The 15,877-nt window shown below is 57.6% G+C and carries 16 protein-coding genes; 9 read left to right on the forward strand and 7 right to left on the reverse strand.

What is annotated here, in order from left to right:
• Nucleotides 1-57 precede the first annotated feature (57 nt).
• From puuC to C6A40_RS04370, 7 genes are all read left to right on the forward strand, one after another.
• On the forward strand, nucleotides 58-1,551 hold the full coding sequence (gene puuC, locus C6A40_RS04340) for an aldehyde dehydrogenase PuuC (protein WP_044596710.1): 1,494 nt from the start codon (nucleotides 58-60) through the stop codon (nucleotides 1,549-1,551).
• A complete protein-coding gene (locus C6A40_RS04345; RefSeq protein ID WP_025911468.1) occupies nucleotides 1,548-2,828 on the forward strand; it encodes an NAD(P)/FAD-dependent oxidoreductase in 1,281 nt (426 codons plus the stop codon). The genes puuC and C6A40_RS04345 overlap by 4 nt, the downstream gene beginning before the upstream one ends.
• Before the next feature lie 25 nt (nucleotides 2,829-2,853).
• Nucleotides 2,854-4,125: a 4-aminobutyrate transaminase gene (puuE, locus tag C6A40_RS04350; protein ID WP_023344009.1), complete on the forward strand. Its 1,272-nt coding sequence runs from the start codon at nucleotides 2,854-2,856 to the stop codon at nucleotides 4,123-4,125.
• Between the two features lie 150 nt (nucleotides 4,126-4,275).
• A complete protein-coding gene (locus tag C6A40_RS04355; protein ID WP_045336005.1) occupies nucleotides 4,276-5,763 on the forward strand; it encodes a carboxypeptidase M32 in 1,488 nt (495 codons plus the stop codon).
• Nucleotides 5,764-5,934: 171 nt separating this feature from the next.
• The gene (locus tag C6A40_RS04360) at nucleotides 5,935-6,459 is read left to right on the forward strand and encodes a thioredoxin fold domain-containing protein (protein ID WP_236547250.1); all 525 of its coding nucleotides are present in this window, start codon (nucleotides 5,935-5,937) and stop codon (nucleotides 6,457-6,459) included.
• Nucleotides 6,460-6,633: 174 nt separating this feature from the next.
• The gene (gene asr, locus C6A40_RS04365; RefSeq protein ID WP_021241183.1) at nucleotides 6,634-7,008 is read left to right on the forward strand and encodes an acid resistance repetitive basic protein Asr; all 375 of its coding nucleotides are present in this window, start codon (nucleotides 6,634-6,636) and stop codon (nucleotides 7,006-7,008) included.
• Between the two features lie 278 nt (nucleotides 7,009-7,286).
• The gene (locus C6A40_RS04370) at nucleotides 7,287-8,108 is read left to right on the forward strand and encodes a trypsin-like serine peptidase (RefSeq protein WP_021241181.1); all 822 of its coding nucleotides are present in this window, start codon (nucleotides 7,287-7,289) and stop codon (nucleotides 8,106-8,108) included.
• A gap of 1 nt (nucleotide 8,109) precedes the next feature.
• Here the strand turns inward: C6A40_RS04370 and C6A40_RS04375 are convergent, their stop codons facing one another.
• The 4 genes from C6A40_RS04375 to C6A40_RS25585 form a co-directional block, all read right to left on the reverse strand.
• Nucleotides 8,110-10,272, reverse strand: coding sequence for a bifunctional diguanylate cyclase/phosphodiesterase (locus C6A40_RS04375; protein ID WP_045336010.1), 2,163 nt, complete (start codon nucleotides 10,270-10,272; stop codon nucleotides 8,110-8,112).
• A gap of 84 nt (nucleotides 10,273-10,356) precedes the next feature.
• A complete protein-coding gene (mdtI, locus tag C6A40_RS04380) occupies nucleotides 10,357-10,686 on the reverse strand; it encodes a multidrug/spermidine efflux SMR transporter subunit MdtI (RefSeq protein WP_008502462.1) in 330 nt (109 codons plus the stop codon).
• A complete protein-coding gene (gene mdtJ / locus C6A40_RS04385) occupies nucleotides 10,673-11,035 on the reverse strand; it encodes a multidrug/spermidine efflux SMR transporter subunit MdtJ (RefSeq protein WP_008502463.1) in 363 nt (120 codons plus the stop codon). The genes mdtI and mdtJ overlap by 14 nt, the downstream gene beginning before the upstream one ends.
• Nucleotides 11,036-11,152: 117 nt before the next feature.
• The gene (locus C6A40_RS25585) at nucleotides 11,153-11,323 is read right to left on the reverse strand and encodes a protein YdgV (RefSeq protein ID WP_088728389.1); all 171 of its coding nucleotides are present in this window, start codon (nucleotides 11,321-11,323) and stop codon (nucleotides 11,153-11,155) included.
• A 133-nt stretch (nucleotides 11,324-11,456) separates the two neighbouring features.
• On the opposite strand from C6A40_RS25585, the gene C6A40_RS04390 reads away from it, so the two are divergent.
• A complete protein-coding gene (locus C6A40_RS04390) occupies nucleotides 11,457-12,491 on the forward strand; it encodes an AI-2E family transporter (RefSeq protein WP_023617736.1) in 1,035 nt (344 codons plus the stop codon).
• Between the two features lie 3 nt (nucleotides 12,492-12,494).
• Here C6A40_RS04390 and C6A40_RS04395 read toward each other — a convergent pair whose 3' ends face one another.
• Nucleotides 12,495-13,442 (reverse strand): zinc-dependent alcohol dehydrogenase family protein, encoded by a 948-nt coding sequence (locus tag C6A40_RS04395; protein ID WP_045336014.1) that lies wholly within the window; start codon nucleotides 13,440-13,442, stop codon nucleotides 12,495-12,497.
• Between the two features lie 25 nt (nucleotides 13,443-13,467).
• Complete coding sequence (locus C6A40_RS04400; protein WP_049121949.1) at nucleotides 13,468-14,493, reverse strand: LLM class flavin-dependent oxidoreductase; 1,026 nt, start codon at nucleotides 14,491-14,493, stop codon at nucleotides 13,468-13,470.
• A gap of 179 nt (nucleotides 14,494-14,672) precedes the next feature.
• Here C6A40_RS04400 and yajD point away from each other — a divergent pair, with 179 nt between their 5' ends.
• Nucleotides 14,673-15,020 (forward strand): HNH nuclease YajD, encoded by a 348-nt coding sequence (yajD, locus tag C6A40_RS04405; protein ID WP_003857471.1) that lies wholly within the window; start codon nucleotides 14,673-14,675, stop codon nucleotides 15,018-15,020.
• A gap of 37 nt (nucleotides 15,021-15,057) precedes the next feature.
• Here the strand turns inward: yajD and C6A40_RS04410 are convergent, their stop codons facing one another.
• A complete protein-coding gene (locus C6A40_RS04410) occupies nucleotides 15,058-15,843 on the reverse strand; it encodes a MipA/OmpV family protein (protein WP_045336019.1) in 786 nt (261 codons plus the stop codon).
• Nucleotides 15,844-15,877: the final 34 nt, after the last annotated feature.

Below are 15,877 nucleotides of genomic sequence, written 5' to 3' on the forward strand. Positions count from 1 at the left end.
GTATTGCCTGAAACGGCCATGCCTTTATTTATCTGATTGCGAAAGAAAGGAGTGAATATGCATTTTCAGCACCTGACTTACTGGCAGGATAAAGCAAAAAACAGCGCCATTGAGACCCGGTTATTTATTAACGGTGCCTATTGTGACGCCGCCGATAATGCCACGTTTGACACCGTCAATCCCGCGACCCAGCAGACGCTGGCGAACGTCGCACGGGGCAAGCAGGCGGACGTGGACCGCGCGGTTCAGGCCGCGCGTGCGGTATTTGAGCGCGGTGACTGGTCGCAGGCGTCTCCGGCGCAGCGCAAGGCCGTGCTAAATACGCTCGCCGATTTGATGGAACGGCATAGCGAAGAGCTGGCCTTACTGGAAACGCTGGACACCGGTAAACCCATCCGCCACAGCCTGCGCGACGATATTCCCGGCGCGGCGCGCGCCATTCGCTGGTACGCCGAAGCGGCGGATAAAGTCTACGGCGAAGTGGCGCCTACGGGTCCGGGCGAGCTGGCGATGATCGTGCGCGAGCCCATCGGGGTTGTCGCGGCCATCGTCCCCTGGAACTTCCCGCTGCTGCTGGCCTGCTGGAAGCTGGGCCCGGCGCTGATCGCGGGCAACAGCGTGGTATTGAAACCATCGGAGAAATCACCGCTCACCGCCCTGCGGCTGGCCGGGCTGGCGAAAGAGGCGGGCCTGCCTGACGGCGTGCTGAACGTGATAAGCGGTTACGGCCACGAAGCGGGCCAGGCGCTGGCACTGCACCCGGAGGTTGAGGTGCTGACGTTTACCGGCTCTACCCGTACCGGCAAGCAGCTGTTGAAGGACGCGGGAGAAAGCAACATGAAGCGCGTCTGGCTGGAGGCGGGCGGCAAGAGCGCCAACATTATCTTTGCCGACTGTCCGGACCTGGACAAGGCCGTGAGCGCGACCGCCGCCGGGATTTTTTATAACCAGGGGCAAGTCTGTATCGCCGGCACCCGCCTGCTGCTCGAAGAGAGCATCGCTGATGACTTCCTGGCAAGGCTGAAGGCGCAGGCCCGTCACTGGCAGCCGGGCGATCCGCTCGACCCCGACAGCACGATGGGCATGCTCATCGACGCCGCGCACGCCGATACCGTCCACACGTTTATTCGCGAGGGAACCCGGAAAGGTACGCTGCTGCTGGACGGGCGGGAACAATCATGGCCTTCCGCAGTCGGTCCAACCATTTTCGTCGACATCGACCCTGCCTCCCCGCTGTGCCGGGAAGAGATTTTCGGGCCGGTGCTGGTCGTCACCCGTTTTAAAACCGAAGAGGAAGCCTTAACGCTGGCCAACGACAGTGAATACGGGCTTGGCGCGGCGGTATGGACCCGCGATCTCTCCCGCGCGCACCGCATGAGCCGCCGCCTGAAGGCAGGCTCGGTCTTCGTCAATAACTATAACGACGGTGATATGACCGTCCCCTTTGGCGGCTATAAGCAGAGCGGCAACGGTCGCGATAAGTCCCTGCACGCGCTGGAAAAATTTACCGAACTGAAAACCATCTGGATTGCCCTGGAGCCTCAATCATGACCGAACATACCACCAGCTACTACGCGGCCAGCGCGAACGCTTACGAACCCTTCCCGACGCTTAACGAGTCGATCAGCTGTGACGTGTGCGTGGTGGGCGGCGGCTATACCGGCCTCTCCTCCGCGCTGCATCTCGCTGAAATGGGCTACGACGTGGTGCTCCTTGAAGGCGCGCGCATCGGCTTCGGCGCCAGCGGACGCAACGGCGGCCAGCTGGTTAACTCCTACAGCCGCGACATCGACGTGATTGAGAAAAACTACGGCCCCGATGCTGCCAGAGCCCTCGGGAGCATGATGTTTGAAGGCGGGGAAATCATTCGGGAGCGAATCCAGCGCTATCAGATCCAGTGCGACTATCGTCCCGGCGGGCTGTTTGTGGCGCTAAACCACAAGCAGCTGGAGACGCTGGAGGAGCAAAAGGCCAACTGGGAACGCTACGGCAACACGCAGCTGGAGTTGCTGGACGCCAGCGCCATCCGCCGGGAAGTCGACAGCGAACGCTATACCGGCGCGCTGCTGGATCGCAGCGGGGGGCACATTCATCCGCTGAACCTGGCGATCGGGGAAGCGGACGCCATTCGCCTGAACGGTGGGCGGGTGTATGAACAGTCCCCGGTGACTGCCATTCAGCACACCAGCCCGGCCGTGGTGAGCACGCAGCATGGTCAGGTGACGGCCCGCTACGTGATCGTCGCCGGGAATGCCTATCTGGGCGATAAGATCGAACCGGAGCTGGCAAAACGCAGCATGCCCTGCGGCACCCAGGTGGTGACCACCGCCCCGCTGCCGGAAGAGCTCGCCCGCACGCTGATCCCCAATAACTACTGCGTGGAAGATTGCAACTACCTGCTGGATTACTACCGTCTCACCGCCGACAACCGCCTGCTGTACGGCGGTGGCGTCGTGTATGGCGCGCGCGATCCGGACGATGTCGAGCGCCTGGTGATGCCAAAGCTGCTGAAAACTTTCCCTCAGCTGGCAGGCGTCAAAATCGACTACCGCTGGACGGGCAACTTCCTGCTGACCCTGTCCCGTATGCCGCAGTTTGGCCGTCTGGACAAAAACATCTATTACATGCAGGGCTACAGCGGCCATGGCGTGACCTGCACCCACCTGGCCGGACGGCTGATCTCGGAACTGTTGCGCGGTGACGCTGAGCGCTTTGATGCGTTTGCCAACCTCCCGCACTACCCCTTCCCGGGCGGCCGCAGCCTGCGGATTCCATTTACGGCGATGGGCGCGGCGTACTACAGCCTGCGCGATCGTCTTGGCGTATGATCGTTTCGACAAAAGGGTATCTGACATGAGTAACCAGGAATTTCATCAGCGCAGACTTTCTGCCACCCCGCGCGGCGTTGGCGTAATGTGTAATTTCTTTGCCCGCTCGGCGGAGAATGCCACGCTCACCGACGTGGAAGGCAACGACTATATTGATTTCGCCGCCGGGATCGCGGTACTGAATACCGGCCATCGTCATCCTGAACTGGTGGCCGCAGTGGAAAAACAGCTTCACCAGTTCACCCACACGGCCTACCAGATTGTGCCGTATGAAAGCTACGTTTCATTGGCCGAAAAACTTAACGAGCTGGCCCCGGTGCAGAGCCCGGCCAAAACGGCGTTCTTCACAACGGGCGCGGAAGCGGTGGAAAATGCCATTAAAATCGCCCGGGCCCACACTGGCAGACCGGGTGTGATTGCCTTCGGGGGAGGCTTTCACGGCCGAACCTATATGACCATGGCCTTAACCGGCAAGGTCGCGCCTTATAAGCTGGGATTTGGCCCCTTCCCGGGGTCGGTTTACCACGTGCCGTATCCCTCCGAGCTGCACGGCATCACGACGCAGGATGCCATCACGGCGATAGAACGCCTGTTCAAAGCAGATATTGAGGCGAAACAGGTGGCGGCGATTATTTTTGAACCCATTCAGGGTGAAGGCGGATTCAACGTCGCCCCGCCAGAGCTGGTGGCCGCCATCCGCCGTATCTGTGATGAGCACGGGATCGTGATGATTGCCGACGAAGTGCAGAGCGGCTTCGCCCGTACGGGGAAACTGTTTGCGATGGAACACTACGCGGACAAACCCGACCTGATGACGATGGCTAAAAGCCTGGCAGGCGGAATGCCGCTGTCCGGCGTGGTGGGCCGCGCCGAAATCATGGACGCGCCGGCTCCCGGCGGCCTGGGGGGCACCTATGCAGGCAACCCGCTTGCCGTGGCCGCCGCGCACGCGGTGCTGAAGATTATCGACAACGAGTCGCTGTGCGCGCGCGCCCGTCAGCTGGGCGATCGGCTGAAAGCCACGCTGGAGGAGATTCAGGGCACCTTCCCCGCGCTCGTGGCGATAAGGGGAAGAGGATCGATGATTGCGGCGGAGTTTTTTGACCCCGAGAGCCGTGAACCGTCGGCCGCCATCGCGCAGGCGATCCAGCAAAAGGCGCTCGCCCAGGGCCTGCTGTTATTGATCTGCGGCCAGTACGGCAACGTGATCCGCTTCCTTTATCCGCTGACCATTCCGGACGCCCAGTTCAACCAGGCGCTGGCGATCCTGCAACAGGTTATGCGCGATAAGTCCTGATTACCCACCGAAAACCGTCTCCCGGAATGCCGGGGACGGTTTCAACGGAGGAGATCGGCACAGATTTCCTCCGCGTGGGAAATGTTGGGGAATTGGGTCCGTTTCATTGTATGCTCCCTGAAACACATCCCCGGCATGAGGAAATAAGAATTGCAAAAAACATCAGCCTATCAGTCACTTGTGAAAACCTTCCAGCGTCTCTCCCGCTTCTCGCACCTTACCTCCATCGCCAGCTGGGACATGTTTACCATGATGCCGCCCGGCGGCAGCGCCGCGCGCGGCGAGGCGCTGGCGGAGATGAGCGTCCTGCAGCACCAGATCCTGACCGATAAAAAAGTCGGCGACCTTTTAGCGGCGGCGGCAGGTGAAGATCTGAATGACGTCGAACAGGCCAACCTGCGCGAAATGACGCGCCACTACCAGCAGGCGACCCTGCTGCCGGAATCGCTGGTGGAAGCCAAATCCCTGGCGGGCAGCAGGTGCGAGCACGCCTGGCGCACGCAGCGTCCCGCCAACGACTGGCAGGGCTTTTCCGCCAACCTGAAAGAGGTGGTCAAACTCAGCCGTGAAGAGGCACGCCTGCGGGCGGAAGCCAAAGGCTGCACACCGTACGACGCGCTGCTGGATATTTTTGAGCCCGACATGACCAGCGCCCGTCTGGACGTGCTGTTCGGCGACATGAAGTCCTGGCTGCCGGACCTGCTGGCAAACGTCGTGGAAAAGCAGGCTCAGCGATCGTTTGTTCCTCCTCAGGGGCCTTTCCCGACGGCAACACAGCGTGAACTGGGCCTGGAAGCCATGAAGATGCTCGGCTTCGATTTTAACGGCGGTCGCCTCGACGTGAGTGCGCACCCGTTCTGCGGCGGCGTACCGGAAGACGTGCGCATCACCACGCGCTACGACGAGGATGAACTGCTCAGCGCGCTGTTTGGCGTGATCCACGAAACCGGACACGCGCGCTACGAACAAAACCTGCCGCGCGCATGGGCAGGACAGCCGATTGCGCTGGCCCGCTCAACCGCGATCCACGAATCCCAGAGCCTGTTCTTTGAAATGCAGCTGGGACGCAGTGAAGCCTTCCTCAACCATCTTCTCCCTGCGGTGCACGCCCGCTTTGGCAGCCAGGCGGCGTTCAGCGAAGAGAACTTTATCGCCTGGAACCAGCGCGTGAAGCCGGGCTATATCCGCGTCGATGCGGACGAAGTGAGCTACCCGGCACACGTGGTGCTGCGCTATGAGATTGAGCGCGCGCTGATCAACGGCGAGATCGAAGTGGACGATATCCCTGCCCTGTGGGACGAGAAAATGCAGGCCTGGCTCGGGTTGTCCACCAAAGACAACTACCGCAACGGCTGCATGCAGGATATCCACTGGACCGACGGCGGTTTTGGCTACTTCCCATCCTATACGCTGGGGGCCATGTATGCCGCACAGCTGTTCCACGCCGCGAAAACGGCGCTTCCGGGTCTGCAGGCCTCCATCGCTGAGGGCGATTTTTCCGCACTCTTTGAGTGGCTGCGTCAGAACATCTGGCAGCACGGCAGTCGCTTCAGCACGTCGCAGTTAATCACCCAGGCGACGGGCGAAGATCTGAATATCCGTTATTTCCGCGAGCATCTGACCTCCCGTTATCTTTAATCCCTCTGCCGGAGCCTGCTCCGGCACTCTTCTCACCCTTTTCAATAAGAATATGATTTAGCACATATTGCCATGATTGCGCCGGGTGTATGAATGCGTGTCCTTCCGACACAATTAGACTGCTATCAGGCCAGGATTAAAAAAATAAAGGGATCAATGATGAAAGGCATAATGAAAACGATGTTAGCGATTCTGTGTGCGACCAGTTTAAGTACTTTCGCAGCCACGGATAATACCCCGCAAGACGCGTTCAACGATATTACCCGCTCTCTTGCAGACCTCCAGCCCATCACGTTTCAGGCTCCCGCTGAAAAATATAAGCTGCTGGTGTTTATTGATAATCAGTGCATTTACTGCAGCAATGTAGTGAAAAACGTTAAGCAATATACGGATGCCGGTTTGACGATGTCGTTTCTGACCGTTGCGCCCAGCGCCATTCGCGACTCGGTAATTGAAGATATGGGGCGCGTCTGGTGTTCAGCCGATAAGGTCAAAAGCCTGCAACAAGCGATGGCGGGATTTTTACCGAATAACGACACCACGACAGCGTGCTCCGATCTGATCGCGCGGCAATCTGCACTGGCAGAACGTTTGGGCATTAGCGTCACCCCGGTAATGGTGGTTATTGAGCCTGAATCACGGTCGATTATAGGCAGTCAGTCTCCGGCGGCTATTCTGGCCACACTGAAAAGATAACAGAGACCTGTACGAGCAGCAGCGTTTGGTCTGTTCGTACACTTTTCTCCCCTCTGTACATTCCGTTACACGCCGATACCAATCACTCACGGAAACCCCGAATTTACAGGGATATAGTTATTTCAACGGCCCCGCAGTGGGGTTAAATGAAAAACCAAATTCGAGGGTATGAACATGAAAAAAGTATTAGCTCTGGTTGTTGCCGCTGCTATGGGTCTGTCTTCTGCTGCGTTCGCTGCTGAAACCACTGCTGCACCGGCTGCTGCGGCACCTGCTGCAACGACCACCGCGGCGCCAGCAAAAACTGTCCATCACAAGAAACATCATAAAGCCGCTAAACCGGCTGCAGAGCAAAAAGCCCAGGCCGCTAAAAAGCACCACAAAAAAGCGACCAAACCAGCTGCAGAGCAGAAAGCCCAGGCTGCTAAAAAGCACCACAAAAAAGCGACCAAACCGGCTGTAGAGCAGAAAGCCCAGGCTGCTAAAAAGCATCACAAAAAAGCAGTAAAACACGAAGCTGCTAAACCAGCTGCACAGCCAGCTGCGTAAGAGTACAAGCTAAACCGTGCCCTTCGGGGCACGTTGGTAAACCGGCGCTGAACCGGAACAGGTTCCGCGCCGTTTTTTTTCCCGGAGGGCGTATGCTGCGGCGCTATCGGTTTGAGCTGATTCTGATCCTGCTTATTTTATGCGCGCTCATCGCCAGCCATTTTTATCTTTCCTGAATGTAGCACGCTGATTTTACTCCCACTTTAGCGCTGTCCCGTCTATAGTATTTTCATAGGGTTCACTTTTAATAATCATAATTACCCCCACCAGAGTGAGATATGCGTAAATCTGTTGTGTTGTTACTGGGAACGTTTGGTCTTTTTTCTGGATTCTCACATGCGGATGATGCCGGTGATGACACCATTAGCGCGAAAGAGCTAAAGACGCTTTTTTTCAATCATGACGACCGTACGCGCGTCGCCGATCCCACCCAGGCACCCTGGGATGCTATAGGTCAACTGGAAACCGCCAGCGGTAACTTATGTACTGCGACGTTGATCACCCCTCAGCTTGCCCTGACGGCAGGCCACTGTCTGTTAACGCCGCCAAACGGCAAGCCGGATAAAGCGGTGGCCTTGCGGTTTGTGTCGCAAAAAGGCACCTGGCGCTATGAAATACACGGCATTGAAGGCCGGGTCGATCCGTCTCTCGGCAAACGGCTGAAACCGGATGGTGACGGCTGGATCGTGCCACCGGCGGCCGCCTCATGGGACTTTGGCCTGATCGTTTTACGCTACCCCCCTTCCGGCATTACGCCGCTGCCGTTATTTGACGGCGATAAAGACGCACTCACCGCCGCGCTGAAAGCCGCCGACCGGAAGGTGACGCAGTCCGGCTATCCTGTCGACCATCTGGATACCCTTTACACCCACACCGACTGTATTGTGACGGGCTGGGCGCAAACCAGCGTACTCTCGCACCAGTGTGATACGTTGCCGGGCGACAGTGGTTCACCGCTGATGCTGAAAACAGATAACGGCTGGCAGTTGATTGGCGTGCAGAGCTCTGCACCGGCGGCGAAAGATCGCTGGCGGGCCGATAACCGGGCCTTGTCCGTGACCGGCTTTCGCGACAAGCTGGAAGCGCTGGCGCAGCAGTAAATCAGCATCGTCTGACCTGATGTAATGCCCTGATTGACTCAATCGGCATCGGCTGGCTGAACCAGAAACCCTGCAGTTGATCGCAGCCAGCCAGCCGCAGCAGTTTCATTTGTCTTTCGGTTTCGACCCCTTCGGCGACCACCGCCATCCCCAGCGCGTTGGCGATCCGCACCGTGCCGCTCACCAGCGCGGCCGCCTGTTCATCGTGGTCCACCAGCCCGGCCAGCGATTTATCAATCTTGATGGTGTCGAAGTTAAAACGCCGCAAATAGCCAATGCTGGAATAGCCGGTGCCAAAGTCGTCCAGCGCCACCGCGGTGCCCAGCGCTTTAAGATTGGCTATCGCCATGCGGGCACGCTCCGGGTTTTCCAGCACATAGGACTCCGTGACCTCCAGCTGCAGTCGGTTGGCAGGGAAATGGGTGGTCTCCAGCACGCTGGCCACTTTGTCTTCGAAGGCGGGATCGCGGAATTGTGCGGGAGAAATATTAACGGAAAGCGTTAAGTCACCGTATGGCTGGAGGTCCCGACAGGCGCGCTGCAACACAAACTGGCCCAGTTTGTAAATCAGACCGCTGGTCTCCGCGATGGCGATGAAGGTATCCGGGCCCAGCGGCCCTTCCGGGCGACGCGGCCAGCGGACTAACGCTTCGACGCTGTTCATTTTCTGGCTGCGGGCGTCAATAATCGGCTGATACCAGACCTCAAACTCATCGCGCTCCAGACCGTTACGGATCTGATTTTCAATCGCCAGCTTGCGCTCACGGGCGCTGTTCAGCTCGGCGTCGTAGTGGGTGATACGCCCTTTCCCGCTCATTTTGGCATGGTACATGGCAATATCGGCGCGACGAAACAGCTCGGAACTGGTGCATTCAATCAGGGTTCCGCTGGCGATCCCGATACTGGCCCCGATATGGATGGTGCGTTCCCCCAGCTGAATCGGGGCGGAGAGAGAATCCAGCACCGACACGGCAAAAGCGGTGGCCTGTGTCTCTGCCTTATCACCGCCGATTGTCATGGCAAACTCATCCCCGCCCATACGCGCCAGCATTCCCCCCGGCGGCACGCGTTCACTCAGCGTTTTCGCAATCGCCACGATGAGATCGTCACCCACGCTGTGGCCGTAGATGTCATTCACGTCTTTAAAGCCATCCAGATCGATAAACACCACGCTTTTGACGTCGATATCTCCGCGTAAGCTCACCCGATCCAGCGCCTCGATGAGCGCTCGCCGGTTCGGCAGATGGCTTAGCCAGTCCGTTCTGGCCACCAGACGCGCCTGGCTTTCTCCGCGCGCAAGCTTGTACAGCCCCACGCTGCTCACCAGAATAAAGAGCAGGATCAGGGCCGATGCCAGCACGACAATCTGGGTGATATCAGAGGATGCCGCCCGGGCGGCCTGCGCTCCCGGAAGCCGTGCCTGCCAGTTAAGATAGCCCAGCAGCTCCCCTGCCGAGCTGCGCAGCGGCATACTCAGCTCGTTAATTTTATCCGGCGTAAAGTGCAGGTTATCGATCTGAAAGGTCGACCCCAGGTCGGATAAAATTCTGGCGTTCAGATGACGGGTGATTACCAGATAGCGGCGCGTTCCGTCGGTAACCTGTAATCTTCCGACCATCGGGCGAATCAGCCCAATGCCCACAAAGGCGACGCCGCTTCGCGTTTTGCTGATCCCGGCATAGATATTTTTATCGCCTGATAAGGCGCGCGCGTGCTGAGCAATAAGCGCCTTCAGCCCCTTACCGAAAAAATCGAGATTCGTCTCCTGAAATGGCTGACTTTGAAACGATCCCCAGATGACGTTGAAATGCTCATCAAGCACGAAGGTGCCATCATAGAGGTTGTTGATTTTAAAGCCGGCGCCCCAGGTGTTATACAACCAGTTGGTATCGAGCGTGGGACGGTAGGCCTCCCGCACCGCATCGTCCCAGACGGCGTTATCCAGCACCAGCGAGGAGACGCGGTTGACCGATGTCTGAATGGCCCCCTGTACGGAAAGCGCCGCGCGATGTTCATCAATTTCATTGGTTTTGGTGCTGATAAGATGCAGGGAAAGATAGAGGAGTGCGACGACGGAGATGATTAAGCCGATGCCCGCCATAAAGACCATGGCAAACAACGTTCTCGCGGTGGGAATATTGCGCCAGCTTAATGTGCGATACATCCGCCATCCTCTTCAGGGTTTTGCTTTTCTAAGCGTAATACAGGCAGCGAATTTCGCTGCCTGTAAAGGATGGCTTTATGAGCGTCAGGCGAGTTTTATCATAATCATACCGGCAAGCAGCAAGATGAGTCCCATCCAGCCCTTGTTATTTAAACGCTGACCGAAGAGCACCCAGCCTGCGGCCAGCGTGGCGGCGATACCAAAACCGCCCCACAGCGCATAGGCCACCGACAGGTCAATCCCTTTTACCGCCTGGGACAGCGCGCTGAACGCGCCCAGAACCGCGGCAATCGACATCAGGCCGTAGAGCTTACGGCGAAAACCATCGGAGAATTTCAGCAGAACGTTCGCCAGAATTTCCAGCACGATGGCGAACCCCAGCCAGGCCGCATGAACCCACTCAAACTGTTGCATGGTTCTGCTCCTTCTGCACTTTAGACGGCTTACGGGTACCTGATTTAATCAGCACAATACCCGCGACCAGCGTCGTTAATCCGGCGACCTTCATTGTTGTTAATGTTTCGTCAAATATCAGAACGCTGAACAGCGTAATCAACAAAATACCGATCCCTTCCCACAGGGCATACGCGACGCCCAGCGCAATTTTTTTCACCGCAAATGAGAGGAAAATATAAGAAAGCGAAATCATCACCAGCATCAAAATAAAACCAGTATTGCCATCGCTGACGCTTGCCCACTTCATCGACAGCGTGCCGGTAATTTCAGCAATAATAGCCAGTGCTAATAAAATCCAGTAAAACATGTTTTTCTCCTGCTTGAGAATATAATCCATCGTGGCCCGCTGCGTGCAGCAAACCCAAAAATACGAATTGAAATCAGTCAGCTAAGCGCTTAGCGCCAGCTCAGGCAGAAGAAATGACTAGAGTGCGGTGCGCCAGTGTTGCTCACCAGAAAGCAGGCAGAAAGAGGTGAAGTATACAGCAGTATTGTTTGAAGAGTACGTCCTGAACATATTGTCCATAAAATTACAATTATCCGCGTTGTTGCTTCTCGTCTTTGCGGATGAAAATTGTCCTCGGTAGTTAAACACACCGAATTTGTACCATAAGCCAGGATTTTACTCAAAGTCTTTGCAATTCTTTACCCACCCCGTTTGATTTTGGTTAGTTTATTGCAACGCCTTTCACCTTTATTATAAAAATAACGAAAATTGCGGAGTCACCATGGCTAAACCCATCATTACCCTGAACGGGTTAAAAATTGTCATCATGCTGGGCATGCTGGTGATTATATTGACAGGCGTGCGCTTTGCCGCCGACATTATTGTGCCCTTTATTCTGGCCCTGTTTATTGCGGTGATCCTCAACCCGCTGGTGCAGCGCATGACGCGGCTTCGCATCCCACGCGTGCTGGCCATCACGCTGCTTATCAGCATCATTATTGTGGCGATGGTGCTGCTGGTCGCTTATCTGGGCACCTCGCTCAATGAACTGGCGCGAACGCTGCCGAAATATCGCTCTTCGCTGGCGATCCCCCTCCTGCAGCTGGAGCCCTGGCTGCAGCGCGCGGGGATCGAAGTCTCGGTTGAGGAACTCCTGAAATATATCGACCCCAATGCGGCGATGACGATCGTCACCAGCCTGCTGACGCAGCTTTCCAACGCCATGACCTCTATTTTCCTGCTGTTCTTAACGGTGGTGTTCATGCTGCTGGAGGTGCCCCAGCTGCCGGCAAAGCTGCAGCAGATCATGGTCCGTCCGGTTGAAGGAATGGGGGCGATCCAACGCGCGCTGGACAGCGTCTCCCGCTATCTGGTGCTGAAAACGGCCATTAGCCTGGTGACGGGCGTTGTCGTCTGGGTGATGCTTCTGGCGCTGGACGTCCGCTTTGCGTTCGTCTGGGGGTTACTGGCGTTTGCGCTTAACTACATTCCCAACATCGGCTCCGTGCTGGCGGCGATCCCCCCTATCCTTCAGGTGCTGGTTTTCAGCGGGCTTTATGACGCGCTGATCCTGCTGGCCGGATACCTGGTCATCAATCTGGTGTTCGGTAACATACTGGAACCGCGCATGATGGGCCGGGGCCTGGGGCTGTCCACGCTGGTGGTCTTTTTGTCCCTGATATTCTGGGGCTGGCTGCTCGGGCCCGTTGGGATGCTGCTCTCCGTTCCGCTCACCATCATCGTCAAGATTGGTCTGGAGCAGACGGCGGGCGGGCAAAGTATCGCCGTGCTGCTGAGCGATATGAGTCATAAATAGCCGTCATTCTGCCATCGACAGGAGGGGCTTGCGGGTCCTTCCACCTTCACGATAAGCGCTGAGCGCCCTTCGCCACTCCGCCAGCGGGTACACCGTAACGTCGCTGTACTCACTGTCGGGCAACCTCAGCCAGATGCGCTCGAACTCCGCGCGCCACGCCTCAACGCTGAGCGCATCCAGACCGTTTCGGATATGGAACCACGCCACGCGCGGCGCAGGCCGCCGCTGTGTAAAGGCTTGCCCGGACAGCAGCCCGTAGCAAACAAACATGCCCGGCTCGGGCATCACGCTGAGGATCGCTTCCGCAAGCGGCCCGCCGGTGGCATCGTAGACGATATCGCTGCGTGCGGCGACGGCGCCGATTCTGTGCGCGTCATGCTGCGCGACAGGCGTGATCCCCATCGCCTCCAGCCGTTCAGCATGCACGGCGGAACGGTGAATGCCGTACACCGCTTCCGCCCCCGCCTGACGCGCCCACTGCCCCAGCAGGATGGCGCAATCGGATCCCGCAGCCGTGAGCAAGACCCGCTTTCCGCGCGGCGGGTAGCGGGTCAGCATCATCTGCGCCGCCAGCGGGTTGATGTAGGCCCGCGCGGCCAGGCGCGAGTCGACAGCGTCCGGAACGGGTATCGCATACTCTGCCGGACAGTCCACATAGCGCTGCCAGGTGCCCTGACCGCGCAGCGGCAGGACGCGCTTACCCACCAGATGCTTAAACGAGGCGGGCGCCCCGGTGACAACCCCGACACCTTCATACCCCGCGACGGCGGGTAACGGGGTTCGGTGGCGATAGGCACCGGTGATGGGGATAAGATCGGACGCGTTGACCGGAGAAAACAGCATCCGCACGCGGAGCTGTCCGGGCGCAAGCGCGCCCAGCGGCGCGTTTTCAGGTTGCAGAACAGAGTCTGGCTCGCCAAACCGGCGATACCAGAGGGCCAGGTTTTCCATTACGATCTCAAGGCTGATAGCGGAACTACTCGCGCCAGCCCATTGCCGGTGCGACATGTTTGAGAATAGACTCAATCACGTGCGCATTATAATCCACCCCCAGCTGGTTCGGTACGGTCAGTAAGAGCGTATCCGCCTCGGTAATCGCCTCGTCTTTTTTCAGCTGTTCAACCAGCTTGTCCGGCTCCGCGGCATAGCTGCGCCCGAAGATGGCGCGCGTTTTCTCATCAAGATAACCCACGCTATCGCTGTCGTTGCGGCTGGCACCGAAATACATCCGGTCACGGTCGTCCATCAGCGCAAAAATACTGCGGCTAACCGACACGCGCGGCTCGCGCGTATGCCCTGCGTCTTTCCAGGCCTGACGGTACGCGCGGATCTGTTTTGCCTGCTGAATATGGAACGGCTCGCCGGTTTCATCGTCCTTCAGCGTTGAGCTTTGCAGGTTCATGCCCAGTTTTGCCGCCCATACCGCCGTCGCATTAGAACCCGCGCCCCACCAGATACGCTCGCGCAGCCCTTCTGAATAAGGCTCCAGACGCAGCAGCCCCGGTGGATTGGGGAACATTGGCTGTGGGTTCGGTTTGGCAAACCCTTCCCCACGCAGCACCTCAAGCAGCACCTCGGTATGACGACGCGCCATATCCGACTCGTTTTCCCCTTCCTGCGGGACATAGCCGAAATGCCGCCAGCCATCAATAACCTGCTCCGGTGAGCCCCGGCTGATGCCCAGCTGCAGGCGACCGCCGGAAATCAGATCCGCCGCGCCCGCATCTTCGGCCATGTACATCGGATTTTCATAGCGCATGTCGATTACGCCGGTGCCAATTTCGATGGTTTTTGTTTTTGCCCCTATAGCGGCCAGCAGAGGGAACGGCGAGCTAAGCTGTCGGGCGAAGTGGTGCACGCGGAAATAGGCGCCGTCTGCCCCCAGCTCTTCAGCCGCCACGGCTAAATCGATGGACTGCAGCAGCGTATCGGCCGCCGAGCGCGTGCCGGACTGCGGTGAAGGCGTCCAGTGACCAAAGGATAAAAATCCGATCTTTTTCATAACCCTGTGTCCTGATAATGCGTTGCGTTCTGTCCACTTTACGCATTACCCGGTAAGAATAAATGCCGTTTATTTAACGGAATGGTTCAAATAAATTGACATAACTGACGGGTTCGTCACGACGCAATGTTATGGGATATACTCTTCCCCCACTCTTTTCATGGCAGGTAAAACCGGCAATGGCTTTGATCCCCAAAAACTACGCGCGGCTGGAAAGCGGCTATCGCGAAAAAGCATTAAAAATTTATCCATGGGTGTGTGGACGCTGCTCGCGCGAGTTTGTCTATTCCAATCTGCGTGAACTCACGGTTCACCATATCGATCACGACCATACCAACAACCCGGAAGATGGCAGCAACTGGGAGCTGTTGTGCCTGTTTTGCCACGATCATGAGCATTCGAAATACACCGAAGCGGATCAGTACGGCACCACCGTGGTGGCCGGGGAAGACGCGCAAAAAGACGTGGGCGTCGCCACGTTTAACCCGTTTGCCGATTTGAAAGCGATGATGGATAAAAAGAAATAAACCTCTCGCCCCCTCGCTCACATCATGATCCGCGAATTTAGAATGTCCAGGTGATAGCGGCGGTTGCAGACCCCTCATTACGCCGCATCACGATCGGGCTTTGATTGGCATGGTCGCCAAGCCAGGTATAGTCCGCGCTGAGGACCGTTCCCCAGTGAGCATCGAACTGATGGCTCCAGGTCAGGCTGGTGTCGACGCCGTAAAATCCACCTGGCGCAGCATAGCGGCGATAGCCGGTGCGGCGGCTCTGCTGCTCACTGACCCCATACCAGGTATTCAGGTAACGGCTGTCGCCAAACAGGGCCGCAGACTGAAAGGCTATCGTGTCCTGGTTATTTTGTACCGGGATCAGCGTAACGGAGGCCTGATAGCTTGCCCCCTGACTGTCGGTTAACGGCAGCGTCGCTTTGCCTTCCATGCTCAGCCATGGCGCAGCCTGCCAGCCCACGGCAAGGCCGGTATTCAGGGTGGCATCAATATCCCCCATCCCTTTCAGGTTGTTTGCCCCCTCGCGCCAGCCAGAATTTTTATCAGCCCTTCCGGGGTCGTAGCCCAGCGTGTGTTCGAAATACCAGCCGCTGTCGTTTTGCAGGTCATATCCCACCCCTTTTTGTGCATCAACAAAGAAAGCACCTTTGCGTCCCTGCAGCACAGGAACCACCTGCCATACCTGCTTGTCTGAGCCTGAGTAACGCGGGGCATATTGCCCTCCCAGCCCGACGGTTAAGGAATCAGACGCGGTGTCATCATCCGCCTGCGCGGCGGATGCCACGACCATCAGAAGCGGGACGGACATATACAGGACTTTTTTTATCGCTATCATACTGCTCTCCTTACAGACGCTGGCGTCTCCTGAG

Source organism: Enterobacter sp. GER_MD16_1505_Eko_090, from assembly GCF_003331015.1.
In the GTDB taxonomy this organism is placed as follows: Bacteria; Pseudomonadota; Gammaproteobacteria; order Enterobacterales; family Enterobacteriaceae; genus Enterobacter; species Enterobacter roggenkampii.